Source organism: Aeromonas mytilicola subsp. aquatica, assembly GCF_044336385.1.
Classification (GTDB): Bacteria; Pseudomonadota; Gammaproteobacteria; order Enterobacterales; family Aeromonadaceae; genus Aeromonas; species Aeromonas rivipollensis.
This window is the reverse complement of sequence record NZ_CP172298.1, coordinates 692,825-717,702: the sequence shown is the minus strand read 5'-3', so window position 1 is coordinate 717,702 and position 24,878 is coordinate 692,825. Positions and strand designations below refer to the sequence as shown.

Sequence of the window (24,878 nt, the reverse complement as noted above, 5' to 3'; positions counted from 1 at the left end):
ATCCTTAACGACTAAACCAGAAATAGGCCGCAATGGCCAAACCAATACAGAGCCAGCCGAGCACATCCACATAGTGCATCAGCTTGCGCTCCATCTTCTCACCCCCCCACCGCATCAGGCCCGCGACCAGGAAAAAGCGCATGCCACGACCGATGAGGGAGGTCACGATAAATGGCAGTAGCGCCATATGAAGCAAGCCCGCCGTGACGGTAAACACCTTGTAGGGGATCGGCGTGAAACTGGCAATAAAAATCACCCAGATCCCCCACTGCGTGAACCACTGCTCGGCCAGCGCAATCTTGTCTTCATAGCCGACAGATACCACCAGCGGCTGGACCACGGGCTCCCACAGGGCATAGCCCAGGGCATAACCAAACAGCGCCCCCAGCACAGAGAAGAAGGTTGCCAACCCGGCGTAGTGCCACGCCTTGTGCGGCTTGGCGAGCGCCATGGGGGCCAGCATCACGTCCACCGGGATCGGCCAGAACACCGACTCGATAAAGGCGGTGATGGAGAGATACCAGGGGGCGTGCTTGTGGCGGGCCCACTGCATCACCAGTACGTACAAACGGGAAAACAGCTTCACTCCACATCTCCGTCAATCAGGGGGACAAAACGCACCGGCTCCAGGATCCGGCTGGTCAGCTGGGAGCCGGATCGCTCGATCAGCTGCAAAGTCTGCTGACTATCCCCCACCGGCAGCACCAGACGCCCGCCTTCGGCCAGCTGATCGGTCAGGGCCTTGGGTACCTCGCTCGCCGCCGCCGTCACCAGAATGGCATCGAACGGTCCCTTGTTGGGCCAGCCCAGCCAGCCGTTGCCGTGCTTGGCCGAGACATTGTGCAGGTCGAGCTGGCGCAGTCGGCGCCGTGCCTGGAACTGCAGCGACTTGATCCGCTCCACCGTGTAGACATGCTCCACCAGATGGGCCAGCACTGCGGTCTGATAACCGGATCCAGTGCCGATCTCCAGCACATGGGCCGGATCGTTCTGGATCAGCAGCTCTGTCATCCGCGCCACTATATAGGGCTGGGAGATGGTCTGACCGTGGCCGATGGGCAGGGCCGTATTGTCCCAGGCCTTGTGGGCCATGGCTTCATCCACAAACAGCTGGCGCGGCACTTTCGCAATCGCCGCGAGCACGCGGAAATCACGAATGTCCTGGGCAATCAGTTGATTCAACAGGCGCTGTACTATCACAACGTCATCCCTGCAGATCCAGCCAGGCACCCAGACTCGCCAGACTGTCATAGGCAGTCATGTCGATGGTCAACGGGGTGATGGAGACATAACCCTGCTCGATGGCGGCGAAATCCGTGCCGTCTCCCGCATCCTGCTGGCTGCCGGGGGGGCCTATCCAGTAGATGGGTTGACCACGGGGATCCTCGCTGCGGATCACCGACTCGGCGGGATGGCGGTTGCCAAGGCGGGTCACCCTGATCCCCTTGATCTGCTCGAGGGGGAGGTCCGGCACATTGACGTTGAGGATCTGATCGGCTGGCAGGGGGTGTTTCATCAGCCCCTTCACCAGCAGGACCGCATGGTGGGCCGCCGTGGCGAAGTGGGTCTTGCCTACCAGGGAGATGGCGATGGAGGGGAAGCCGAGGTGGCGCCCCTCGGTGGCCGCAGCGACCGTGCCCGAGTAGATGACATCATCCCCCAGGTTGGCACCGTGGTTGATCCCGGCCACCACCATGTCCGGTTCCGGGCGCACCAGCTCGTTGACCGCCAGGTGCACGCAGTCGGTCGGGGTGCCCTTCACCGCATAGCTCTCGCTGCCATTAAAGCCGGTTTCGCCAAGGCGCGTAACCCGCAGCGGCACTTCCAGCGTCAGGGAGTGACTCGCGCCGCTGCGGTTGCGATCCGGCGCTACCACAATGACTTCGCCGCAGGCAGTCAGCGCCTCGCTGAGGGCACGAATGCCCTCGGCATGTACTCCATCGTCATTACTGACCAGAATTCGCATCGGTTGGGTTCCTGAAACCGTGATCGGCCTCTTCGGCCTGCATTAACTCGCGCACCACGCTGGTGGCAAAGGCACCGGCCGGCAGGAAGAAGGAGAGGGTCAGCACCTCGCCATCCTGCTGCCAGCTCATCTGCTCCGGCTTGAGCAGCAGCGGACGCCTGTCCTGATCCAGTCCGGCCTTCTCCAGCCCGTCACACCATTCGGCGTAAGGAGCCAGCACCGCCAGTTCAAACTCGGCGGCGGCACCCTGGCTCGCCAGCCGGCCACGGCCCCACTGGGGGGCGGTGAGCTGCACGTCGCCGGAGGCGAGGCGCGCCTCCAGCTCCGGGGTCAGCACCTCTTCACTGAAGATGGAGTGGCTGCCCCTCAGCATCACGCAGTCACCGGCCAGCAGCTGGTGTGCCAGCCCCTGCTCGATGCGGGCGCTGACGATGGCGTTGAACAGCATGCTGCGGGCGGCGGAGAGATAGAGGGAGCGCTTGTTGCGATCCTTGATCCGCTTGCCAGCAAACATGGCCTTGGCCGCGTCCAGGTTGTTGCCATCCCGGCCAAAGCGCTGCTCGCCGTAGTAGTTGGGCACCCCCTGACTGGCGATGGCCTGCAGCCGGGCTTCCAGATCGTCTGCCTGTTCCAGACCGGTGAGGCGCAGGGTGAAGTGGTTGCCCTTGAGGTAGCCAACCCGCAGCTTCTTGTTGTGGCGCTTGGCCTGCAGGATCTGGATGCTGTCGCTCTGGATGACAGAGAGATCCGGTTCGCCCTTGCCCGGCAGGTGAATGCCGAACCACTGCTCGGTCACCGCGTGGCGATCCTTGAGACCCGCCCAGGTCACCGCATTGCGATTGACGCCGGCCGCATCGGCCAGCAGGCCCGCCACCCAGGCGGTGTTCTCGCCGGTTTTGCGCACCCGCACGAAGATGTGCTCCCCTTCCCCGCAAGGTTCGAAGCCGAGATCTTCATTCACCACGAAGTCGGCGGCCTCGGCCTTGAGGATGCCGCGGGCGACAGGCGCCCCGTGCAGATAGCTCAGCTGTTCCAGCATCATTGTTTCACCAGTAAGACGACGGCTTCGGTGGCGATCCCTTCCTTGCGCCCCGTAAACCCAAGTTGTTCTGTGGTGGTCGCCTTGACATTCACCCGGTTCAAATCACATTGCAGATCGGCCGCCAGCACGGCGCACATGGCCGCGATATGGGGGGCCATTTTGGGGGCCTGGGCTATGATGGTCACATCCAGGTTGCCGATGGCGTAGCCCGCCTGCTGTACCCGGGCAAAGACGTCCCGCAGCAGGATGCGGCTGTCGATCCCCTTGAACTCGGCTGCGGTATCGGGGAAGTGGCGACCTATGTCGCCGGCGCCTATGGCCCCCAGCAGGGCATCGCTCACCGCATGCAGCACGACGTCACCATCGGAATGGGCCAGCAGGCCCTGCTCATAGGGTACCGGGACGCCACCCAGCATGCAGGGGCCAACCCCGCCAAACTTGTGCACGTCAAAACCATGTCCAATTCGCATCATGCCTGATCCCCCCTCAATACACAGAAATCTGTCTCGTCAAAACCATGTCCAATGCGGATCATGCGGGCCCCTCTGCGGGTCAATCGGGTCGCGCCTGCTGGCGCGCACTCTGTTGTTGTAAAAAGAGCTCGGCCAGGGAGAGATCTTCCGGTCGGGTCACCTTGATGTTGTCGGCACGCCCCTCCACCATCTTCACGGTAAAACCGGCGCGCTCCATGGCGGAGGCTTCGTCTGTGATGAGGGCCCCCAGTGCCAGCCCCTCCTCCAGCGCCCGTTTCAGGGTGCCGGTGGGGAACATCTGCGGCGTCAGGGCATGCCAGAGCTGTTCGCGCTCGACGGTGGCCACTATGTTGCCTGCCCCGTCGGTGCGTTTCATGGTGTCCCGCACCCGGCTGCCGAGGATGGCTCCATCGCACGCCATGGCTGTCGCGATCAGCTTGTCGAGATCGCCGTGACAGAGGCAGGGACGAGCGGCATCGTGCACCAGCACCCACTTCCCTTCCGCCACATGCAGGGCGTTGAGCACCGAATAGGCGCGCTCGATTCCTCCCTCGACCCGCAGAATGTGCGGGTCGGCCGCCACGGCCAGTTGTTCGAACCACTCATCGTGCGGCGCCAGCGCCACTATCACCCGGGCTATGGCCGGGTGGGACAATAAACAGCCGAGCGTATGCTCCAGGATGGTCTTCCCTGCCAGTGTCAGGTACTGCTTGGGGCAGTCTGCCCCCATGCGGCTGCCGATACCGGCGGCCGGAACTATGGCGGTCAGCCCGCTGTGGCAATCAGTCATCGTAGGGGACGCCGTCCGGCTCCGTTACTTGGTCTTTGTCTTTGGGAATGATCCGGTAGAAGGTCTCGCCCTGTTTGATGTAGCCAAGATCGTTGCGCGACAGCTCCTCGATGGCCTCAAGGCCCGAGGTCAGATCGTCGATCTCCCGGTAAATCAGGTTGTTGCGGTCCTTGAGAACCAGATTGTCCTGCTGTTGCCGCTCGATGGCATTGGAGAGCTCCCGATAATCGGATAGACCGTTTTTCCCCAGCCAGAAGTCATATTGCAGCCCTCCCAAGAGGAGGAGCAGGATAAGAGTGAGTAGCCGCATGCACTGAGTCTCCTTCAAGCGGCCTAGTTTCCCATATTCGCAGGCAAGACAAAAGAAAGCCGGTGTGCCAGACGGGCCGGGGGAATAAAAAAGATGGCGGGGTCCCGCAGACGAGAGTCAAAAACCCGCGCTATCCCCAGGAGGGACGGCCTTGGCGCCAGGTTGGCGGCAACCACACGAAAACCGCCGCCGATCAGGGGCTGGCCTGACAATTGGGGGGCGACGGATATAAAAAAGCCCCGCCAGCGTGGCGGGGCTTTTCAACAGCTTAAGAATTGCAGGCAGTAATTACTGGCCTTTTACTTCTTTCAGGCCGCGGAACGGAGCCTTGGCACCCAGGGCTTCTTCGATACGGATCAGCTGGTTGTACTTGGCAACACGGTCAGAACGGCTCATGGAACCGGTCTTGATCTGGCCAGCAGCGGTACCCACGGCCAGGTCGGCGATGGTCGCGTCTTCGGTCTCACCGGAGCGGTGGGAGATGACGGCGGTGTAGCCAGCGTCCTTGGCCATCTTGATGGCAGCCAGAGTTTCGGTCAGGGAACCGATCTGGTTGAACTTGATCAGGATGGAGTTGGCGATACCGTTGTCGATGCCGCGCTTCAGGATCTTGGTGTTGGTTACGAACAGGTCGTCACCCACGATCTGGATTTTCTTGCCCAGTTCAGCAGTCTGGTAGGCGAAGCCTTCCCAGTCAGATTCGTCCAGGCCATCTTCGATGGAGACGATCGGGAACTTGGTGGTCAGGTCGGCCAGGTAGTCGGAGAACTCGTTGGAGGTGAAGATACGACCTTCGCCCTTCAGGTTGTACTCTTTCTTCTCTGCGTCGTAGAACTCGGAAGCAGCGCAGTCCATGGCCAGGGTGATGTCGGTGCCCAGCTTGTAACCGGCAGCGGCAACGGCTTCGGCGATCACTTCCAGCGCTTCGGCGTTGGACTTCAGGTTAGGTGCGAAACCGCCTTCGTCGCCCACTGCAGTGGCGTAGCCCTTGGACTTCAGTACCTTGGCCAGGTTGTGGAAGACCTCGGCACCCATGCGGATGGCTTCTTTCAGGGTCTTGGCGCCAACCGGCTGGATCATGAACTCCTGGATGTCGACGTTGTTGTCGGCGTGCTCACCACCGTTGATGATGTTCATCATCGGCAGCGGCATGGAGTAGACACCCGGGGTGCCGTTCAGCTCGGCGATGTGGGCGTACAGCGGCAGGCCCTTGGCAGCAGCAGCGGCCTTGGCGTTAGCCAGGGAAACGGCCAGGATGGCGTTGGCGCCGAACTTGGATTTGTTCTCGGTACCGTCGAGGTCGATCATGATCTGGTCGATAGCGGCCTGGTCCTTGGCATCTTTACCCAGCAGAGCCTGAGCGATCGGGCCGTTAACAGCTTCGATGGCTTTCAGCACGCCTTTACCCAGGAAACGGCTCTTGTCGCCGTCACGCAGTTCCAGCGCTTCGCGGGAACCGGTGGACGCGCCAGACGGAGCGGCTGCCATACCAACAAAACCACCTTCCAGGTGAACTTCGGCCTCAACGGTCGGGTTACCACGGGAGTCGATGATTTCACGACCGATCACTTTAACGATCTTGGACATGTGTATTTCCTCAGGTTTCGTAAAAAAACAACAAAAATATGCCAAAAAAAGCGGCTGCGGCACAGAGCCCCAACCGCATTTATTTTCAATTACTTCAAATTACGCTTCTGATACTCGCCTGCCGCCTTCACAAAACCGGCGAACAGGGCGTGGCCATCACGGGGAGTCGAGGTGAACTCCGGGTGGAACTGCGCCGCCACGAACCAAGGGTGATCCGGAATCTCGATAATTTCCACCAGCTTCTTGTCGGCGGAGAGACCGGTCACCTTCAAGCCGGCCGCTTCGATCTGCGGCAGCAGCTTGTTGTTCACCTCATAACGGTGACGGTGACGCTCGTAGATGGTCGGGGTGCCGTACATCTGACGCACCTTGGAGCCTTCTACCAGATGGCAGAGCTGAGAGCCCAGACGCATGGTGCCACCCAGATCGGATTTCTCGGTACGGGTCTCGACGTTGCCTTCTTCATCCACCCATTCGGTGATGAGGCCGACAACCGGGTAGGCGCAATCTTTCTTGAATTCGGAGGAGTGAGCCCCTGTCATGCCAGCCACGTTGCGAGCGAACTCGATCATGGCAACCTGCATCCCCAGGCAGATACCCAGGTAAGGGATCTTGTTCTCACGGGCATACTGGGCGGCCAGGATCTTGCCTTCCACGCCACGCTCACCGAAGCCACCCGGTACCAAGATGGCGTCCAGACCTTCCAGCAGCTCGGAGCCACGGGTCTCGATGTCCTGGGAGTCGATGAACTTGATGTTGACGGAGAGGCGCGTCTTCAGGCCACCGTGCTTGAGCGCCTCATTGACGGATTTGTATGCATCCGGCAGGGAAACATACTTGCCGACCATGCCGATGGTCACTTCTGCGGTCGGGTTGGCCTCTTCATAGACCACCTGTTCCCACTCGGACAAGTCAGCTTCTTTGCACTCCAGGCCGAAACGGGCGATGAAGTAGTCATCCAGATTTTGGGACTTCAGCAGCGCCGGGATCTTGTAGATGGAGTCGACGTCCTTCATGGAGATGACGGCGCGCTCCGGCACGTTGCAGAACAGGGCGATCTTGGCACGCTCGTTGGCCGGGATGGCGCGATCGGAGCGGCAGATCAGCACATCTGGCTGGATCCCGATGGAGAGCAGCTCTTTGACGGAGTGCTGGGTCGGCTTGGTCTTCACTTCACCGGCAGCGGCCAGATAAGGAACCAGGGTCAGGTGCATGAACATGGCATTGTCGCGGCTCACTTCGGCAGCCAGCTGACGAATGGCTTCGAGGAACGGCAGGGACTCGATGTCGCCCACGGTACCGCCCACTTCGACTATGGCCACCTGGTGGCCTTCGGCGCCGGCAATCACCCGCTCCTTGATGGCGTTGGTGATGTGCGGGATGACCTGGATGGTGGCGCCCAGATAGTCACCACGACGCTCTTTGCGCAGCACGTCGGCATAGATGCGGCCGGTGGTGAAGTTGTTGCGACGGGTCATCTTGGTGCGGATGAAACGCTCGTAATGGCCCAGATCCAGATCGGTCTCGGCCCCGTCCTCGGTTACGAACACTTCACCGTGCTGGGTCGGGCTCATGGTGCCCGGATCCACGTTGATATAGGGGTCCAGTTTCATGATGGTCACATCCAGACCACGGGCTTCCAGAATGGCTGCCAGAGAAGCTGCGGCAATGCCTTTGCCGAGGGATGAAACAACGCCACCAGTTACAAAAATATATTTTGTCGTCATGCTGAACCTGAAAGAAGTTTAGGGAATTTTAAGGGGTGCTTCGGGGATGAAGCAGGACGGGGAAACAGTATACCAAAACCCCCTCTCCCAAACAATGAACAAAAATCTATCAGGCTCGCCGCCCCCTCGTCTTGCGCCAAATCAACTTTGCTCGGTTTCCTTGGCCCGACCCCAGGCTGCATCCAGCTTCTCCAGGGTGCAATCGGTCATTTTCAGCCCTTCCGCGGCAATAAACTGCTCAACTTGACGAAAACGGCGTTCGAACTTGGCGTTGGCGCCCCGCAGCACCTGCTCCGGATCCTTGCCCAGATGGCGCACCAGATTGACGGTGGCAAACAGCAGATCCCCGAGCTCGTCGCTCACCCGCGCCTCGTCCACGTCGACCATCAGCGCTTCTTCCATCACCTCCTCGATCTCCTCGTGGATCTTGTCCACCACAGGGCCGAGGGTCTTCCAGTCGAAGCCGACTGTGGCGCAGCGCTTCTGGATCTTGGCGGCGCGGGTCAGGGCCGGCAGCGAGAGGGGGATGTCGTCCAGCACGCTCTCCTTGTCGAGAGCGGCACGCTCCTTGGCCTTCTCCGCCTCCCAGTTCACCTTGACCGCCTGCTCGTCACCGAGGTCCGCATCGGAGAACACATGAGGATGGCGGCGAATGAGCTTCTCGCTCACCGCATCGACGACGTCGGCAAAATCGAACAGTCCCTGCTCCTTGCCAAGCTGGGCGTAGAAGACCACCTGGAACAGCAGATCCCCAAGCTCTCCCTTCAATCCGTCCCAATCCTGGGTCTCGATGGCATCGGCGACCTCATAGGCCTCCTCCAGGGTGTGGGGCACTATGGTCTGGAAGCTCTGCTTGAGATCCCAGGGGCAGCCCCCGTCCGGGGAGCGCAACTGAGCCATGATGTCGAGCAATTGAGGGAGGTCGTAACGTTGGGACATGAGAGGGTCGCTTCACTTCGTTGAAAGGGTTAAAACAGGACCGGCCACGGAGGCCGGTCACTTTTTATGGGGTATCATAGGCGCTTGGCGCTGATCACGTCGTTGAGCTGGCTGAGCTTGGCCAAGGCCCGGTTGAAGGCGTTGATGTTGTAGATCTCCAGCTCCATGTCGATCTCGGCGGTCTGCTCGCGCACGTTGGAGCGCGAGCGCACCCCCATGACGTTGATCTTCTCGTTGGCCAGCACTGTAGTGATGTCCCGCAGCAGGCCGGATCTGTCGTTGGAGAGGATGCGGATGGTGAGACCATAGCCGCCGGAGTAGTTCTCCCCCCAGACCGCATCGATCAGTCGCTCCGGATTGCGGCGAGAGAGCTCTTTCAGCTGTTCGCAATCTTCCCGGTGAATGGAGACACCACGACCCATGGTGATGAAGCCCTGGATGGAGTCCCCCGGGATGGGCTGACAGCAGCGGGCAATGTGGGTCATCAGATTGCCGACCCCTTCCACGACGATGTGATCCTTGGCCTTGGGACGGAAGGGCGCATTGGCCTTCTGCTCCAGCTTCTCCAGCAGGCGGCGGTCTTCTTCCTCCGCCGTCGGCTTGTTGTAACGAGTGTCGAGGTAGTTGAGCAGCTGGTTGATGCGGATGTCGCCGCTGCCGATCCCGGCCAGCAGATCCTCCAGCTCCTCCGCATGGAAGCGTTCCAACACCACCTTGTCCACTTTGGAGAGCGTCAGGTTGTGCCTGTCCAGCTCCTTCTCCAGCAGCTCCTTGCCAGCGGCAATGTTCTTGTCCCGATCCAGCTTTCTGAACCAGGTCGCCACCTTGGCCCGCGCCCGGCTGGAGCGCAGGAAACCCGCATTGGGGTTCATCCAGTCCCTGCTCGGGTTCGGTTCCTTCTGGGTGATCACCTCCACCTGATCGCCGGTCTGCAGCGTGTAGGTAAAGGGCACTATGCGGCCATCCACCTTGGTCCCGATGCAGCGGTGGCCGATCATGCTGTGAACGTGATAGGCGAAATCGAGCGGGGTAGCCCCCGCCGGCAGGTCGATGACGTCCCCCTTGGGGGTGAACACATAGACTCTGTCCTCGAACACCTGACTGCGCAGATCGTCCAGCAAAGAGCCGCTCTCGGAGAGATCCTCCTGCCAGGCGAGGAGCTTGCGCAGCCACTCGATCTTGTCTTCGAAGGTACTGGTCTTGGCGGCGGCCTGAGCCCCTTCCTTGTAGCGCCAGTGAGCCGCGACGCCGAGTTCGGCATCCTGATGCATCTGCTCGGTGCGGATCTGGATCTCCACCGTCTTCCCCTCCTCCCCCACCACCACTGTGTGGATGGACTGGTAGCCGTTGGGCTTGGGGTTGGCGACATAGTCGTCAAACTCGCGGGGAATGTGGTGGAAATGGGTGTGAACTATGCCAAGCGCCGCATAGCAATCCTGCAGCCGCTTGGTGATCACCCGCACCGCACGCACGTCGAACAACTCGTTGAATTCGAGGTGCTTCTTCTGCATCTTGCGCCAGATGCTGTAGATGTGTTTCGGGCGGCCGTAGACTTCGGCCTCGACCCCGGCCTCCGCCAGCGCATCGCGCAGGGACTGCACGAACTCGCGGATGTAGCGCTCCCGATCGAGTCGTTTCTCGTCGAGCTGCTTGGCGATCTGCTTGTAGGTATCCGGGTGCAGGTAACGGAAGGCGAGATCTTCGAGCTCCCACTTGAGCTGACCTATGCCGAGGCGGTTGGCAAGGGGCGCATAGATGTTGGTGATCTCCTGGGCCATCAGCACCCGGGTCTCCTCATCCGCCAGCTTGGCCTCCCGCAGGCAGGCGATCCGCTCCGCCAGCTTGATGACGACGGCGCGCACATCCTCCACCATGGCGAGCAACATGCGGCGCACGTTGTCCACCTGCTCCGGCGAGGTCTCGCTGCGGTGCAGGGTCTGCAGGGAGCGGATGGCCTCCATCTCCAGCACCCCTTCCACCAGCTTGGCGATCTTGGGGCCGAAGTCCTCGTTCACCTTCTCCTGCTTGATGAGACCGGCTTCGACGAAGGGATAGAGAATGGCCGACTTGAGGGTGGCGAGATCCATGCTGAGCATCAGCAGTATGCCCACCATCTCGACCCCACGCACCAGCAGGCGACTGGTGAGCGCCTCGTCGCCAAGCGTCAGACAATACTGGTAGACGGTTCGCAGTTGATTCTTGTCACTTTCACTTAAGGAGAGGGAGCTGACCCACTCATCCAGGGTGAAATTGTCTTTCAAATGAATTTCGCGCACCGCAACCATGGTATCAATCCTTAAAATTGTGGGGCCGGAAAGCCGATGCTTTCTGCCATCCCCTCATCAGCTGATGACTGCCTCAAATGGGGATGCACGAAAGAGTTTTCAAGGCATGTTGCCGATCCCGGCAACAGGTTTCTCTCGCACATCAGGTCCATTTTTGCAGATCTAGATTACCCTAATCACCCCTGCTCAAACAGCGCTACCGGCATCGGAAGGCCGACAAAACGCAGCCCCGGCAATCTGAAAACAGCCTGCTCAATCCCGTTCAAACAGCGCCATGGACTCCAGGTGGCCGGTGTGGGGGAACATGTCCAGCATCCCCAGACGGGCCAGTCGATAACCCCCCTTCACCAGCACCTGGCTGTCCCGGGCCAGGGTGACAGGGTTACAGGAAACATAGACCACCCGCTTGGGCGAAAGTGCCGCCACGTGGCTCATGACTTCCAGCGCCCCTGGCCGGGCCGGATCCAGCAGCACCAGATCGAAGCCTTCCCGCGCCCAGGACATGCCGACTATGTCGCCGCTCAAATCCGCCTTGTAGAAACGGGCGTTGTCGATGCCGTTGCGCCGGGCATTCTCCTCGGCACGGGCCACCATGGCGAGTTCCCCCTCGACCCCCACCACTTCACGGGCCTGACGGGCCAGCGGCAGGGTGAAGTTGCCGATGCCGCAGAAGAGATCCAGCACCTTGTCGTCCTTGGTCGCCCCCAGCCACGCCAGCGCCTGGGTCACCATGCTCTGGTTGATGGGGCCGTTGACCTGAATGAAGTCGCCAGGGGCGAATGCAAGAGACAGGCCATCGAGGGTGTAGCTCGGCTGAAATTGTTGGCGCAGGGGTTCGATGCGCTCATCCGCCGCCTGAAGGTAGAGGTCTATCCCCTGGGCTTCGGCAAACGCCACCAGCAGGGCGCGATCCGCCTCGTTGGGGCGACCTGTGTGGCGCAGCAGCATCATGATGCCCTGTTCGGCCTGGATGAGCTCCGCATGGCCCAGCTCGCGCTGGCTCTTCAAGCGATTGAGGCACTCGCGCAGGGGGGTGATGAGGGCAGAGAGGGGATCGGCCAGCACGGGGCAGCCCGCCACCTCCACCAGATCATTGGATTGACGGCGACGGAAGCCCACCCGGGTGCAGCGACCGTTCTTGTCAAACTTGATGGCGAGACGGCAGACCCGGCGGTAGGCGCGGGACTCCCCCTTGAGCACGGGCTCGAGCGCCGGCGCCTTGATGTTGCCAAGGCGCTCGAACAGGCTGACCAGCCCGGCCTCCTTGACCGCCTGCTGATCCGCTTCGCCGAGGTGCTGGGCACTGCAACCGCCGCACTCGCGATAATGGGGGCAGAAGGGATCGATGCGATTGGCCGCCGGGGTCACTATCTGTTGCAGGGCGGCGTGGGCATAGTGCTTCTTGTCATCGAGGATGCGAGCCTTGATCAGCTCACCGGGGAGTGCCCCTTCGACGAAGATGGCCTTGCCCTGATGACGGCCGACACCGACACAGTGGTGGTCCAGACTGTCTATCGTAAATTCAATACGTTGGGGCTGGGTGGATTTCTTTTGGGGCTTGAAAAACTGGGCCATAAAACTTGGTGCCTATAGGTGGCTATGTCATGATTGTGGAATCTGCAGCAGGCCATTGTCCCACAAGAATAATAGTATGACCAAATGCGGCCTGAGGGCCCGAGCTGCGGCCTCTGCCCCATTGCCCAATCTGACCATAAGTGGCCCATTGATATGACAGGATACGGCCTGAGCGCCCTTACGGTGACATCGACTGTATTGCCAGCCCTCCCCCTGCGCCCACAGGCCCCCGGGGCTATGGTCTTCATCATGTTTGCCGGCGGTTTATCAGCATGACCAAGTACGGCCTCAGAGCCCGTGTACTGGCATTTACCATATTGCCAACCCTGATCATCGGCGGCCTGATCGCCGGTTACTTTACCTTCCACCGCTACCATCAGCTGGAAAACAACCTGATCGATCAGGGCATCAACATCATAGAGCCCCTGGCCATCGCCAGTGAATACGGCATGACCCAGCACAGTCGCGAATCCCTCAAGCGGCTGATAGGGCTGACCCATCGCAAGAACTCCCCCTTCATCAAGTCCATCGCCGTCTTCACCCAGGACAACCAGCTGTTCGTCACCTCCAACTATCACAGGGACTTCAGCCAGCTGCGCCTGCCGGACGGCAGCGCCATCCCGGCCCTGACCAGCGTCACCTTCAACGGCGATGACATCATATTGCGCACCCCCATTCAGGCCGAGACCAGCTTGGACGGCTTCCCCCTGCCGAGCGATCTGGAGCCGCCGGTCATCGGCTACATCTCCATGCAGCTCGCCACCGACAGGGCCATAGTCCTGCAGTATCGCGACGCCTTCTTCGCGGTCATCATAGTGCTCATCGGCCTCGCCATCAGTACCCTGTTCGGCTTCCGCCTGGTCAAGAGCGTGACCCAGCCCATCACCGATATGGTGCAGGCGGTGCACCGAATCCGGGAGGGGCGCCTCGATACCCGGGTCAGCGGCCAGCTCACCGGCGAGCTGGACATGCTGAAGAACGGCATCAACGCCATGGCCAAGGCGCTCTCCGAATACCATGAGGAGATGCAGCAGAACATCGATCAGGCGACCTCGGATCTGCGAGAGACGCTTGAACAAATAGAGATTCAGAACGTCGAGCTCGACATGGCGAAGAAACGGGCGCAAGAGGCGGCACGGGTCAAATCCGAGTTTCTGGCCAACATGTCCCACGAGCTGCGCACCCCGCTCAACGGCGTCATCGGCTTCACCCGCCAGCTGCTCAAGACCAGCCTGACCCCGAGCCAGACCGACTACATGCAGACCATAGAGAAGTCGGCGCGCAACCTGCTCGGCATCATCAACGACATCCTCGACTTCTCCAAGCTGGAGGCGGGCAAGCTGCAGCTCGAACATATACCGTTCAGCCTGCGGGACACCCTCAACGAGACCATGCACCTGCTGGGGCCGAGTGCCCACGACAAGCAACTCGAGCTCTCCTTGCAGGTGGACGCCGCCGTGCCGGACTACCTCACCGGCGACCCCATGCGCCTGCAACAGGTGCTGACCAACCTCGCCGGCAACGCCATCAAGTTCACCGAGCGCGGCAACGTCGATGTGCGCGTCGAGCAGACCGGGGCCCCCAACGGCAGCAAAGTACGCCTGCGGGTCCTCATCCGGGATACCGGCATCGGCATCTCGGAAGAGCAGCAACGCCAGCTGTTCCAGGCCTTCAATCAGGCCGACTCCTCCATCTCCCGCCGCTATGGCGGCACCGGGCTCGGCCTCGTCATCACCCAGAAACTGGTGCAGCAGATGGGAGGCCAGATCCGCTTCGAATCCGAACTTGGCAAGGGCTCCGTCTTCTCCTTCAACCTGGAGCTGGATGTCTCCCCCCTGCCCCAGACCGAGCGGCTGCCGCTGGATCGCATCCTGGGCAAGCGGGTCTGGCTGCTGGAGCCTGATCCCTTCACCCACGCCTCCCTGCTCGCCCTGCTGGCCGAATGGCAGCTGGACGTGCAGTCCCTGACCATGACCGACGACTGGCCGGAGATGGGCAGCCAGGACATGGTGATCATCGGCAGCAGCACACTGCACACCCCGCAGCAGGTGATCACCCGCCTCGATGGCCTCAGCGGGCAACAGAACACCATAGTGCTGCTCAGCAGCCACGAGCCAGCGCTCTATGACGCCATGCTGGCCCATGGCGCCGCCCACTGCCTCTCCAAGCCCATCAACCACCGCAAGCTGCTGCACGCCCTGCTCTCCCCCGAGGCGGCCAGGCGCACGCCGCTGCCCGCGCCGACTCCCCACCGGGTACAGGCCGTCAAGGTGTTGGCGGTGGATGACAACGCCGCCAACCTCAAGCTCATCGCTGCCATGCTCAAGGAGATGGTGACCGAGGTGGTGGTGTGCAAGAACGGCAAGGAGGCGGTCAACCTGGCCCAGAGCCAGCCGTTCGACATCATCTTCATGGATATACAGATGCCCGTCATGGATGGCATCAGCGCCACCCAGGCGATCCGCCATCACTCCCTCAACACCGAGACCCCCATAGTCGCGGTCACCGCCCATGCCATCCCGGGCGAGCGGGAGCGCCTGATCCGCCAGGGCATGGACGACTACCTGGCCAAGCCCATCGACGAGGGCATGCTGGCGCAGCTCATCACCGACTTCGCCCACAGGCGCCACCAGAACCAGGGGGATCAGCAGATAGACTGGACCCTGGCGGTGCGCCAGGCGGCGGGCAAGCCGGAACTCGCCAAGGAGATGCTGACCATGCTGCTGGCCAGCTTCGACGAGGTGGAACCCATGCTGGACGAGGCGCTGGCGGGCGGGGTGGAGGATGCCGAGGTGCTGGCCCAGCTCCATCGCCTCAACGGCGGCTGCGCCTACTCTGGGGTGCCCGGCCTGCAACGCCTGCTCTCCCAGCTCGAGCAGCAGCTGCGCGACGGCGTGCCCGTCAGCGAGCTCGAACCCGAGCTGCTGGAGCTGCAAGATGCCCTGGAGCAGGTGCGGCGGGAGGCCCCCCGCTATCTCTCCCTGGCCGAGTGAGGCGCTTTTTCTGACTGCGGGGCCCGCAGATGGTAAAATCGCGCCGTTTCCACAGGAGTCAACATGACCAACAACGATATTCTGCGCCGCCTGCGCTACGCCCTCACCATCAGCAACGATCAGATGGTCGAGATGTTTGCCAAGGGCAACCTGACCGTCGATCACGCCCAGCTCCACAGCTGGTTGCTTAAAGAGGCAGCGGAAGGGGAAGAGCAGGAAGCAGGCTATGCCGCCTGCCCGGACTCGGCCCTGAGCCAGTTCCTTGACGGCTTCATCGCCGTGCGTCGCGGTGTGCGGGAAAATGCCCCGCCCCAGGTGATCCCGAACCGGATCAACAACAACCTGATCCTGCGCAAGCTGCGCATCGGCCTCGACTACAAGGAAGAAGACATGCTGGGCACCCTCAAGCTCGCCAACTTCAACCTCTCCAAGTCCGAGCTGAGCGCCCTGTTCCGCGCCAAGGATCACAAGCACTACCAAGATTGCGGGGATCAGATCCTGCGCAACTTCCTCATCGGCCTCACCGCCAAGTACAGGTCAGAGCCATGAGCCCGCGCGCGCACGTCACCCTCAGACAGCGCGCCTGAGCCATGGGCCAGCGCACCTGCCCCCCGTCATTCCGCCTGGGCGGCAGGCCGCGCTGGCCATCCCTTGTTTCCCCCTTGCCAAACAGATGCCGCACCATACTGCTGTCACTCTGCCTGCTGCTGGGGCTCGGCGCCTGCCAACCGGCGCCTTATCAGCTCTCCACCCGTCATGTCAGTGCCAACCAGAATGAGCGCATCGCTTTTCTGATCCTCCACTACACAGACGAGGACGACGCCCGCTCCCTGCGCCTGCTGACCAAACCCGAACACAAGGTGAGTGCCCACTACCTGATCCCCCGCGACACCGAGCAACGCCCGCTCCCCGTTTACCAGCTGGTTCCCGACAGCCAACGCGCCTGGCACGCCGGTCGCAGCCGCTGGCATCAGTATGCCGGGCTCAACGCCAGCTCGCTGGGCATTGAGATAGTCAATCTGGGTTATCCCACGGAAGACGAATCCCTGCCCGCCCACCTGAGGCGCTGGCAACCCTATACCCGGGCCCAGATCGCCGCTCTCGGCGCTCTGGCCCGGGATCTGGTCGATCGCTACCGGATCCCCCCCACCCAGGTGCTGGCTCACAGCGACATAGCCCCCGAACGCAAGCAGGATCCCGGCCCCCACTTCCCCTGGCGCGAGCTGGCCCTTCACCATGGCGTCGGCGCCTGGCCAGACGAGGCCAGAGTGGCCGAACTGCGCCAAGCGCCACTCCCCGTCTGGGATGCGCAACAATGGCAGCAACAGCTCGCCCGCTACGGCTATGGGGTAGCGCCAAGCGGCGCCTGGGATGAGCAGAGCCGCGCCGTCCTGCGCGCATTCCAGCTCCATTTCCGCCCCGCATTGATCACCGGGGAGCCGGATGCCGAGAGCCAGGCCATCCTTATGGCCCTGCTGGAGCGCTATTTCCCCGAGCCGGGCTGAGCCCCCTTCCCCGAAAACAACAAGGGACGCCGAGGCGTCCCTTGTTTATGCGATGCTGGCAGACCGGCATCAGATCCCCTGACGGGCTTCCTGCATCAGCAGGCGCATGTCGCTGACCGCCTTGGCCAGACCGTCGAAGGCGGCACGGCCTATGATGGCGTGGCCGATATTGAGCTCATAGAGCTCGGGAATGGCGGCGATGGCCTTGACGTTGTGGTAGTGCAGGCCGTGGCCGGCATTGACCTTGAGCCCCTTGCCAGCGGCATAGGAGGCGCCGGCGGCGATGCGCTTGAACTCGGCGTTGCGCTCCGCATCCGTGGTGGCATCGGCATAGCGACCGGTGTGGATCTCGATGAAGGGGGCACCACTCTCGGCGGCCGCATCTATCTGGATGGGGTCGGCGTCAATGAAGAGAGACACCTGGGCGCCGACGGCGGCGAGGCGGGTCACCGCATCGGTGATCTTGTCCAGCTGACCGGCCACATCCAGGCCGCCCTCTGTGGTCACCTCGGTGCGCTTCTCCGGCACCAGGCAGACGAACTGGGGCTGGATACGGCAGGCGATGCCGATCATCTCCTCGGTCACCGCCATCTCCAGGTTCATCCTGGTCTGGATGGTCTGACGCAGGATCTCGACGTCACGGTCGGTGATGTGGCGGCGATCTTCGCGCAGGTGAACCGTGATGCCATCGGCACCGGCCTGCTCGGCCACGAAGGCGGCCTGGACAGGATCCGGATACTGGGTGCCGCGGGCGTTGCGCAGAGTGGCGATATGGTCGATGTTCACACCCAGATAGATTTCACTCATTGAGGACTCCTTGAAACTCTTCATCTGTTGACTGCGCGGTCAGCGAAAACACGCCCGCGCCGATATCCGTTCGTAGGTTCGATTAGCGCAGCGTAATCGGACGTCGGTAACATTCTTACCCTGTCGGGTTACGCCGCAAAAGTGTTAGCCCAGACTGCTTCGTCGCTTCAAAAACAACTCCCGGCTCTTTAACTGGCGTTTACCCAGATAGGGCTGCAGCGCCAGCCGGCTGAAACGCTTGGCCGCCTGCAGCAAGGGAGGGGTATCGAAGCGCCCCTCGGCGAAGGCCAGCAGGTGGGCGCCGAGGAACAGGGTACGGGGATCCGGCGCCCGCTCGCAAGCGACAAAGCCTAGCTCCCGCTCGAAGCCGTAGAGCAGCTCGGGCTGGATCGGGGAGTCGTCGTCGGCGGCATATTCGAAGTCCACCGCATAGCCGAGCGCCTGCAACAGCAGAAACTCGAAGCGGCGCAGGGGCAGCTCTGGCGTCTCGCCGTCCGCCAGCGCCATCAGGGCACGGGCATAGGCATCAAACACCTCGGGAAAGGGGGTATGGGCTTCGAGCAGGTAGTAGACCAGCTCGTTGAGATAGAGACCGTAGAAGAGGCGATCGCCACCGAGTCGCAGGGAGTGATCCGGGCATTCGACCTGGGCGAGGTTCTTGAGATCCCCCTTGCCACGCCAGCTCATGGTGAGCAGGGTGAAGGGTTGCAGCAGCCCCTTCAGAGGGGAGCGTGGCCCGCGAGAACCGCGAGCCACCAGGGTAAATCGGCCGCTATCCTGGGTGAAGACCTCGACCAGCTGACTGGTCTCCCGATAGGGCCGACTGTGGATGACGAAAGCCGGGTTCAGCAATCAGTCAGCGCCACTTAGTCATCACCGTAGCCAAGACTGCGCAGGGCGCGCTCGTCATCGGCCCAGCCGGACTTGACCTTGACCCACAGCTCCAGGTGCACCTTGTTCTGGAACAGCCGCTCCATGTCGAGGCGAGCTTCGGTACCGATCGTCTTGATCTTTTCGCCCTTGTTGCCGATGACCATCTTCTTCTGGCCATCGCGCTCCACCAGGATGAGGCCGTGGATGTGGTAGAGACCGTTCTCTTCCACCTTGAAGCGCTCGATCTCCACCGTCACCGAGTAGGGCAATTCCTCGCCGGTGAAACGCATCAGCTTCTCACGGATGATCTCTGAGGCCATGAAGCGGGACGAGCGGTCGGTCACGTAATCTTCCGGGAAGAAGAAGTTGTTCTCCGGCAGCAGATCCTTGGCCCACTCGCGGATCTTCTCCACGTTGGTGCCCTTCTCGGCACTGATGGGCAGGATGTGGGCAAAGTTCATCTGCTGACCCAGCCACTCCAGGTGGGGCAACAGATCTTCTTTCTCTTTGACGTTGTCTACCTTGTTGACCGCCAGCACCACGGGGCAAGGCAGATGGCGCAACTTGCCGAGCACCATCTCGTCGTCCTTGGTCCAGTGGGTACCGTCGACCATGAAGACCACCATGGCCACATCACCCAGGGAACTGGTGGCGGCACGGTTCATCAGGCGGTTGATGGCCCGCTTCTCTTCGATGTGCAGACCCGGGGTATCCACATAGATGGTCTGATGGTTCTCCTCGGTGTCTATCCCCAGAATCCGGTGACGGGTGGTCTGGGGTTTCTTCGAGGTGATGCTGACCTTCTGGCCAAGCAGCTTGTTGAGCAGGGTGGACTTGCCCACATTGGGGCGGCCCACGATGGCGACAAAGCCGCAGTAAGTCGTATCTGTCATGACAGTTTTTCCAGTGCTTGCTGCGCCGCAGCCTGTTCGGCCTTGCGGCGGCTGGTGCCGACCCCGACCAGCGGACCATCCAGGCCATCCACGTCACACTGGACGGTGAACTCCTGGTTGTGGGCTTCGCCCTTGACGTTGGTCACTGTGTAGGTCGGCAGGGATTTGCGGCTTCCCTGCAAAATTTCCTGCAGCCGGGTCTTGGGATCCTTCTGCTCTATGCCTGGTTTTATCTCGTCCAGGCGGCTGGCGTACCAGCCGAGCAACAAAGTCCGCACCCGCTCCAGATCGGTATCCAGATAGACGGCGCCGATCACCGCCTCGACAGTGTCGGCCAGGATAGATTCGCGACGGAACCCACCGCTTTTCAGCTCGCCGGGCCCCAGGATCAGGTGATCACCGAGGTCGAACTCCCGGCCGAGTTCGGCCAGGGTCTTCTCCCGCACCAGGGTGGCGCGCATCCGGCTGAGATCCCCTTCCGCCGCTTGCGGGAAGCGGTGGAAGAGGTCATCGGCAATCACCAGACTCAGAATGGAGTCCCCCAGAAATTCCAGTCGCTCGTTGTGACGGGAACCGGCGCTGCGGTGGGTCAGCGCCCGGGTCAGCAGCTCTTGATCCTGAAAGACATGCCCGAGACGGGACTGCAGTCTGTTCATCTTGATATTCATTTACTGTATTCCGCCGATGCGGTTGAAGCGCACGCCAGTCGGCACCCAGCTTGGCAAGCTGGAACCTTCCTCGCGCTCAAATTCGAAACTGATCCAGATGGCAACCGCCTTGCCCACCAGGTTCTGCTCGGGCACGAAGCCCCAGAAACGACTGTCGGTACTGTTGTCGCGGTTGTCACCCATCACGAAATAGTGGCCTTCCGGCACCACCCACTCATCCGGGTAGGTACCGGGCTGGCGATAGTAACGGTCCACCAGGTCCGGCATCAGGGGGTTACGCAGGGTCTCGTGAGAAACTGTGCCCAGCTGCTCGGTGTAGCGATCCAGCGGGATCCCCATCTGGCTGAACTCCCCCCGTTGCTCGAACTTGACGTCGAGCTTCTTGAAGCCCGGGCACGTTTTCCCTTCCTGCTCCTCGCACTTGGGCCGGATCATCAGCTCCTTGTTGCGATAGATCACCCGATCGCCGGGCATGCCGACCACCCGCTTGATGTAGTCCACCCGGGTATCCAGCGGATACTTGAACACCACCACATCGCCACGCTCGGGAGAACCTGTCTCGAGGAACTTGGTGTTGGTCACGGGATCACGCAGGCCGTAGGCGAACTTCTCCACCAGGATGAAGTCGCCCACCAGCAGGGTGGGCATCATGGAACCAGACGGGATCTGGAACGGCTCGAAGATGAAGGAACGCAGGATCAGCACCAGCGCTATGACCGGGAAGACACCGCCGGTCTGCTCGATCCAGACCGGCATGGGAGCCACCTTGGCCAGCGTCTTCTCATCGATGTTCGGGCCGGCGTTGGCACGGGCAGCCGCAATCTTGGCCGCCCGTTGCTTGGACCAGACCAGCTTGTCGACTGTCCAGATGATGCCGGTCAGCAGAGTGACTATGGCCAGGATCAGGGAAAAGGTGCTTGCCATCTATTAATCCTTTCCGACGTGGAGAATGGCGAGGAAGGCCTCTTGCGGCACGTCGACACGGCCCAGGGACTTCATCCGCTTCTTGCCTTCTTTCTGCTTGTTCAGCAGCTTTTTCTTACGGCTCACGTCACCGCCGTAGCACTTGGCGGTTACGTCCTTGCGCAGGGCCTTGACCGTGCTGCGGGCGATGATCTGGTTGCCGATGGACGCCTGAATGGCGATGTCGAACATCTGGCGCGGGATCAGCTCGCGCATCTTCTCAACCACCTGGCGACCGCGATACTGGGCGTTCTCCTTGTGGGTGATGATGGCCAGGGCATCGACGCGCTCACCGTTGATCATGATGTCGAGGCGCACCATCTCGGAGGTTTCGAAGCGCTTGAAGCCGTAATCCAGGGAGGCATAGCCGCGACTGGTGGATTTCAGGCGGTCGAAGAAATCGAGCACCACTTCCGCCATCGGGATCTCGTAGGTCAGCGCCACCTGCTTGCCGTGATAGACCATGTTGGTCTGCACGCCACGCTTCTCGATACAGAGGGTGATGACGTTGCCCATGTACTCCTGCGGCAACAGTATGTTGCACTCGGCGATGGGCTCGCGCATCTCCTTGATATTGTTGACCGGAGGCATAGCCGCCGGGCTGTCGATGTGGATGGTCTCGCCGTTGTTCAGCTCGATTTCATACACTACGGTCGGTGCCGTGGTGATGAGATCCAGATCGTATTCCCGCTCCAGACGCTCCTGGATGATCTCCATGTGCAGCATGCCGAGGAAGCCACAGCGGAAGCCGAAGCCCAGTGCGGTGGAGCTTTCCGGCTCGAAGAACAGGGAGGCATCGTTCAGGGAGAGCTTGTCGAGCGCATCACGGAATGACTCGTAGTCATCGCTGGAGATGGGGAACAGGCCCGCATAGACCTGCGGCTTCACCTTCTTGAAGCCAGCCAGCGCCTTGTCGGCACCGTTCTTGGCTTGCGTCAGGGTATCGCCTACAGGGGCGCCGTGGATGTCCTTGATGCCGCAGACGACCCAACCTACCTCGCCACAACCCAGGCCCATGGTGTCCACTTGCTTGGGGGTGAAGATACCGATGCGATCCACGCCCCACACCTGACCGGTGCTCATCACCTTGATCTTGTCGTTCTTCTTAAGCGAACCGTTCTTGATGCGCACCAGGGAGACGACGCCAAGGTAGGAGTCGAACCAGGAGTCGATGATCAGTGCCTGCAGCGGGGCATCCGGATCACCTTCCGGTGACGGGATACGGGCCACTATCTCTTCCAGCACCAGATCGACACCCAGGCCGGTCTTGGCGGAGCAACGCACCGCATCGATGGCGTCTATGCCCACTATGTCCTCGATCTCTTCCGCAACCCGCTCGGGTTCTGCGGCAGGCAGATCGATCTTGTTCAGGATGGGCACCACTTCCAGCTCCATCTCCATGGCGGTGTAGCAGTTGGCCAGAGTCTGTGCCTCAACCCCCTGACCGGCATCCACCACCAGCAGAGCCCCTTCACAGGCCGCCAGGGAGCGAGAAACCTCGTAGGAGAAATCCACGTGGCCCGGGGTGTCGATAAAGTTCAGCTGATAGGTGTTACCGTCTTGTGCCTGGTAGTTCAGGGTCACACTCTGTGCTTTGATGGTAATGCCGCGCTCGCGCTCCAGATCCATGGAGTCAAGCACCTGAGCCTGCATCTCGCGGTCGGACAGGCCGCCACAAGTCTGGATCAGACGGTCCGACAGGGTCGATTTACCGTGGTCGATGTGCGCAATAATCGAAAAGTTACGAATGTGTTTCATCGAGCAAGAATCACTCAAAATTAAGTTAGGGTCGGATATGAGGGCAGGATTTTACTGGATAACCAGGTCGACGGCCAATCTTTAGTCGGCGGGCACCAGAAATAGCGCCTTGTCTGGCGGGCCCTCTGCACCAAAACGGCGGCGACGGGGCCAGAAAAGGGGAGCGCCGCTCAGGAGAGGTGGCGGGTATTGAGTACCACACCGAGCATGCGGGGACCATATTCCCCTTGCTCGAGCCGGGCAGAAAAGTAACGAACCAGTAAAAATCCGACTGTGCCCCCCAGCAGACAGCTGAGGATGGTGACGCCCTCCCCCGCCGACAGCAGCGGCGCCAGCCAGAGCTGACCGAGCAGGGCTCCGAGCAGCAGGCAGAACAACGGCAGCACATAGACCAGGGCGGCCCCCCGCAAGATGCTCGCCTGGGGAATACCAAGGCGGATTTGCTGGCCAACCAGGACCTCGGCGGTCAGCGCCACCCGCAGTCGCTGCGACTTCAGGGAAAAGGCCTTGGCGACTGTGCCGGTACCGCAGTTGGACTGCTGATGGCAGCCGCTGCAGGCGGAGCGCCGTTCGCACTCCACCCAGGCATAGGCCCCCTCGACGGCCACCACTGTTGCCAGCTCTTCGCTCATGTTACTCACAGGATGACTCCAGACGAACGGCTATGTATTTACCCGATCTCAGCACGGTCGTCCCGGTTCGGCAAGTGGCAGCATGCCGCCTCACTGTACCGCCTCGTTGCGGGCCAGCGGCTGCACCGACTCGGCAATGCGCTTGGCCGTCTCGGTGGGAACTTCCCCAACCACGGTGATCTCCACCCCGACCTCGTTGACGAAACTCACCAGCGAGGTGGCTCCCTGGCGGATCAACTGCTGGCGCACCGCCTGCTTGGGATCGACCCGGGAGACATAGACGGAGAGATCCACCACACCGTCCGACAACATCATGTAGTCCACCGGCAGACTGGTGCTGACCAGCTGATGCCTGTCCTGAGAGAGTACCTTGAATCCACCCGGCAGCCAGGTCAGGTGCCAGCTCAGGGTCTGCTGGGGGGCGGGATAGGCGTCTTCCAATGCCAGCGCATCGGGCAGCTTGCTGCGGGCCAGGGTGACAAGCCAGGGCGCCGGCGCGGGCTGCCTGTCAAGATCAACCCCCAGCACCTGCTCGACCAGGTTGCCCTCCTTGTCCACCATGTCTACCCGCAGCAGCAGGTGACTCTGCTCGTCGACCCATAGCACAAAGCCGTACTTGTCCGCCTCCTTGGGCACCAGTCTCACGACCTGGGCCACCAGGCCGGCTACCCGGCTGCGACCGGCCAGCACGGGATCATAGCTCTCCAGCACCCGGGGCAGTGGCATCTTCACCAGGCTCGACCAGACGCCCGGGAAACGCGCCCCCTTGAGGGTGTAAGGTTCGTGGGTGTTTTCGAAGAAGGTGTATTCGTTCTGGCGTTGCAGGTACTCCACCGCCTTGCCGTCGAGATAACTCAGATGAGCGACCTCCTTGCCATCGATCACTCCGTGGCTGAAGCGAATGGGCTCGAGGCGTCCCTGACGGGCCTTGACCATGGACAACTCAAAATTTTGTTGCGAAACGGCACTCTGCATCTGCTGCAACAAGGCCTCGGCCGACAGATCGTCGGCCGAGGCCTTGGCACAAATCAGCAGGAGAGAGGCCAGCAGAATGAGGCTGGACTGGCGCACGGTCTGATCCCTAAAGATGCG

Annotated in this window: 23 protein-coding genes; 3 read left to right on the top strand and 20 right to left on the bottom strand. The window is 61.4% G+C overall.

The window, feature by feature from the left end:
- Window positions 1–4: 4 nt before the first annotated feature.
- From ACFWHB_RS03575 to rlmD, 12 genes are all read right to left on the bottom strand, one after another.
- Window positions 5–586 carry a YqaA family protein gene (locus ACFWHB_RS03575; protein WP_025328241.1) on the bottom strand — a complete coding sequence of 194 codons (582 nt, stop codon included), beginning with the start codon at window positions 584–586 and terminating at the stop codon, window positions 5–7.
- Window positions 583–1,251, bottom strand: coding sequence for a protein-L-isoaspartate(D-aspartate) O-methyltransferase (locus ACFWHB_RS03570; RefSeq protein ID WP_205598792.1), 669 nt, complete (start codon window positions 1,249–1,251; stop codon window positions 583–585). Before ACFWHB_RS03570 ends, ACFWHB_RS03575 begins: the two co-directional genes overlap by 4 nt.
- A complete protein-coding gene (surE, locus tag ACFWHB_RS03565; protein WP_139745771.1) occupies window positions 1,205–1,966 on the bottom strand; it encodes a 5'/3'-nucleotidase SurE in 762 nt (253 codons plus the stop codon). The genes ACFWHB_RS03570 and surE overlap by 47 nt, the downstream gene beginning before the upstream one ends.
- Window positions 1,947–3,005, bottom strand: coding sequence for a tRNA pseudouridine(13) synthase TruD (gene truD, locus ACFWHB_RS03560; protein ID WP_395950170.1), 1,059 nt, complete (start codon window positions 3,003–3,005; stop codon window positions 1,947–1,949). Before truD ends, surE begins: the two co-directional genes overlap by 20 nt.
- Window positions 3,005–3,481, bottom strand: a complete 477-nt coding sequence (ispF, locus tag ACFWHB_RS03555; RefSeq protein WP_043132002.1) for a 2-C-methyl-D-erythritol 2,4-cyclodiphosphate synthase — start codon at window positions 3,479–3,481, stop codon at window positions 3,005–3,007. The genes truD and ispF overlap by 1 nt, the downstream gene beginning before the upstream one ends.
- Before the next feature lie 79 nt (window positions 3,482–3,560).
- Window positions 3,561–4,271 (bottom strand): 2-C-methyl-D-erythritol 4-phosphate cytidylyltransferase, encoded by a 711-nt coding sequence (ispD, locus tag ACFWHB_RS03550; protein ID WP_395949467.1) that lies wholly within the window; start codon window positions 4,269–4,271, stop codon window positions 3,561–3,563.
- On the bottom strand, window positions 4,264–4,581 hold the full coding sequence (gene ftsB, locus ACFWHB_RS03545; RefSeq protein ID WP_106885834.1) for a cell division protein FtsB: 318 nt from the start codon (window positions 4,579–4,581) through the stop codon (window positions 4,264–4,266). Before ftsB ends, ispD begins: the two co-directional genes overlap by 8 nt.
- 288 nt (window positions 4,582–4,869) lie before the next feature.
- Window positions 4,870–6,168 (bottom strand): phosphopyruvate hydratase, encoded by a 1,299-nt coding sequence (gene eno, locus ACFWHB_RS03540; RefSeq protein WP_025328247.1) that lies wholly within the window; start codon window positions 6,166–6,168, stop codon window positions 4,870–4,872.
- Window positions 6,169–6,257: 89 nt separating this feature from the next.
- Entirely contained in the window at window positions 6,258–7,895 is a 1,638-nt protein-coding gene (pyrG, locus tag ACFWHB_RS03535) for a glutamine hydrolyzing CTP synthase (RefSeq protein ID WP_106885832.1), read from the bottom strand.
- A 141-nt stretch (window positions 7,896–8,036) separates the two neighbouring features.
- Window positions 8,037–8,834: a nucleoside triphosphate pyrophosphohydrolase gene (gene mazG / locus ACFWHB_RS03530; protein ID WP_395949465.1), complete on the bottom strand. Its 798-nt coding sequence runs from the start codon at window positions 8,832–8,834 to the stop codon at window positions 8,037–8,039.
- Window positions 8,835–8,908: 74 nt separating this feature from the next.
- Window positions 8,909–11,119, bottom strand: coding sequence for a GTP diphosphokinase (gene relA / locus ACFWHB_RS03525; protein WP_163155815.1), 2,211 nt, complete (start codon window positions 11,117–11,119; stop codon window positions 8,909–8,911).
- A gap of 252 nt (window positions 11,120–11,371) precedes the next feature.
- A complete protein-coding gene (rlmD, locus tag ACFWHB_RS03520) occupies window positions 11,372–12,694 on the bottom strand; it encodes a 23S rRNA (uracil(1939)-C(5))-methyltransferase RlmD (protein ID WP_395949464.1) in 1,323 nt (440 codons plus the stop codon).
- Between the two features lie 272 nt (window positions 12,695–12,966).
- On the opposite strand from rlmD, the gene barA reads away from it, so the two are divergent.
- The 3 genes from barA to ACFWHB_RS03505 all read left to right on the top strand — a co-directional run bounded on the left by barA (window position 12,967) and on the right by ACFWHB_RS03505 (window position 17,192).
- On the top strand, window positions 12,967–15,687 hold the full coding sequence (gene barA / locus ACFWHB_RS03515) for a two-component sensor histidine kinase BarA (protein WP_234567013.1): 2,721 nt from the start codon (window positions 12,967–12,969) through the stop codon (window positions 15,685–15,687).
- 63 nt (window positions 15,688–15,750) lie between these two features.
- A complete protein-coding gene (locus ACFWHB_RS03510; RefSeq protein ID WP_025328253.1) occupies window positions 15,751–16,236 on the top strand; it encodes a DUF1456 family protein in 486 nt (161 codons plus the stop codon).
- Window positions 16,237–16,277: 41 nt separating this feature from the next.
- A complete protein-coding gene (locus ACFWHB_RS03505; protein ID WP_395949463.1) occupies window positions 16,278–17,192 on the top strand; it encodes an N-acetylmuramoyl-L-alanine amidase in 915 nt (304 codons plus the stop codon).
- Between the two features lie 69 nt (window positions 17,193–17,261).
- On the opposite strand, the gene pdxJ is transcribed toward ACFWHB_RS03505, so the two are convergent.
- From pdxJ to ACFWHB_RS03465, 8 genes are all read right to left on the bottom strand, one after another.
- The gene (gene pdxJ / locus ACFWHB_RS03500; protein ID WP_111910478.1) at window positions 17,262–17,999 is read right to left on the bottom strand and encodes a pyridoxine 5'-phosphate synthase; all 738 of its coding nucleotides are present in this window, start codon (window positions 17,997–17,999) and stop codon (window positions 17,262–17,264) included.
- Window positions 18,000–18,143: 144 nt separating this feature from the next.
- Window positions 18,144–18,851, bottom strand: coding sequence for a DNA repair protein RecO (gene recO / locus ACFWHB_RS03495; RefSeq protein WP_139745765.1), 708 nt, complete (start codon window positions 18,849–18,851; stop codon window positions 18,144–18,146).
- A gap of 14 nt (window positions 18,852–18,865) precedes the next feature.
- Window positions 18,866–19,765 carry a GTPase Era gene (gene era, locus ACFWHB_RS03490; RefSeq protein ID WP_395949462.1) on the bottom strand — a complete coding sequence of 300 codons (900 nt, stop codon included), beginning with the start codon at window positions 19,763–19,765 and terminating at the stop codon, window positions 18,866–18,868.
- Complete coding sequence (rnc, locus tag ACFWHB_RS03485; protein WP_111910479.1) at window positions 19,762–20,433, bottom strand: ribonuclease III; 672 nt, start codon at window positions 20,431–20,433, stop codon at window positions 19,762–19,764. Before rnc ends, era begins: the two co-directional genes overlap by 4 nt.
- Entirely contained in the window at window positions 20,434–21,357 is a 924-nt protein-coding gene (lepB, locus tag ACFWHB_RS03480) for a signal peptidase I (protein WP_111910480.1), read from the bottom strand. It abuts the gene before it with no gap.
- A 3-nt stretch (window positions 21,358–21,360) separates the two neighbouring features.
- The gene (lepA, locus tag ACFWHB_RS03475; RefSeq protein WP_042648728.1) at window positions 21,361–23,154 is read right to left on the bottom strand and encodes a translation elongation factor 4; all 1,794 of its coding nucleotides are present in this window, start codon (window positions 23,152–23,154) and stop codon (window positions 21,361–21,363) included.
- Between the two features lie 170 nt (window positions 23,155–23,324).
- Complete coding sequence (locus ACFWHB_RS03470) at window positions 23,325–23,786, bottom strand: SoxR reducing system RseC family protein (protein WP_395950169.1); 462 nt, start codon at window positions 23,784–23,786, stop codon at window positions 23,325–23,327.
- Between the two features lie 90 nt (window positions 23,787–23,876).
- The gene (locus tag ACFWHB_RS03465) at window positions 23,877–24,857 is read right to left on the bottom strand and encodes a MucB/RseB C-terminal domain-containing protein (protein ID WP_106885822.1); all 981 of its coding nucleotides are present in this window, start codon (window positions 24,855–24,857) and stop codon (window positions 23,877–23,879) included.
- Window positions 24,858–24,878 lie beyond the last annotated feature (21 nt).

Coding starts and splice junctions, on each gene's coding strand:
- ACFWHB_RS03570 (WP_205598792.1), bottom strand. CDS start 1,251: ATGACAGTCTGGCGAGTCTGGGTGCCTGGCTGGATCTGCAGGGATGAC.
- surE (WP_139745771.1), bottom strand. CDS start 1,966: ATGCGAATTCTGGTCAGTAATGACGATGGAGTACATGCCGAGGGCATT.
- truD (WP_395950170.1), bottom strand. CDS start 3,005: ATGCTGGAACAGCTGAGCTATCTGCACGGGGCGCCTGTCGCCCGCGGC.
- ispF (WP_043132002.1), bottom strand. CDS start 3,481: ATGATGCGAATTGGACATGGTTTTGACGTGCACAAGTTTGGCGGGGTT.
- ispD (WP_395949467.1), bottom strand. CDS start 4,271: ATGACTGATTGCCACAGCGGGCTGACCGCCATAGTTCCGGCCGCCGGT.
- ftsB (WP_106885834.1), bottom strand. CDS start 4,581: ATGCGGCTACTCACTCTTATCCTGCTCCTCCTCTTGGGAGGGCTGCAA.
- eno (WP_025328247.1), bottom strand. CDS start 6,168: ATGTCCAAGATCGTTAAAGTGATCGGTCGTGAAATCATCGACTCCCGT.
- pyrG (WP_106885832.1), bottom strand. CDS start 7,895: ATGACGACAAAATATATTTTTGTAACTGGTGGCGTTGTTTCATCCCTC.
- mazG (WP_395949465.1), bottom strand. CDS start 8,834: ATGTCCCAACGTTACGACCTCCCTCAATTGCTCGACATCATGGCTCAG.
- relA (WP_163155815.1), bottom strand. CDS start 11,119: ATGGTTGCGGTGCGCGAAATTCATTTGAAAGACAATTTCACCCTGGAT.
- rlmD (WP_395949464.1), bottom strand. CDS start 12,694: ATGGCCCAGTTTTTCAAGCCCCAAAAGAAATCCACCCAGCCCCAACGT.
- barA (WP_234567013.1), top strand. CDS start 12,967: ATGACCAAGTACGGCCTCAGAGCCCGTGTACTGGCATTTACCATATTG.
- ACFWHB_RS03510 (WP_025328253.1), top strand. CDS start 15,751: ATGACCAACAACGATATTCTGCGCCGCCTGCGCTACGCCCTCACCATC.
- ACFWHB_RS03505 (WP_395949463.1), top strand. CDS start 16,278: ATGGGCCAGCGCACCTGCCCCCCGTCATTCCGCCTGGGCGGCAGGCCG.
- pdxJ (WP_111910478.1), bottom strand. CDS start 17,999: ATGAGTGAAATCTATCTGGGTGTGAACATCGACCATATCGCCACTCTG.
- era (WP_395949462.1), bottom strand. CDS start 19,765: ATGACAGATACGACTTACTGCGGCTTTGTCGCCATCGTGGGCCGCCCC.
- rnc (WP_111910479.1), bottom strand. CDS start 20,433: ATGAATATCAAGATGAACAGACTGCAGTCCCGTCTCGGGCATGTCTTT.
- lepB (WP_111910480.1), bottom strand. CDS start 21,357: ATGGCAAGCACCTTTTCCCTGATCCTGGCCATAGTCACTCTGCTGACC.
- lepA (WP_042648728.1), bottom strand. CDS start 23,154: ATGAAACACATTCGTAACTTTTCGATTATTGCGCACATCGACCACGGT.
- ACFWHB_RS03470 (WP_395950169.1), bottom strand. CDS start 23,786: ATGAGCGAAGAGCTGGCAACAGTGGTGGCCGTCGAGGGGGCCTATGCC.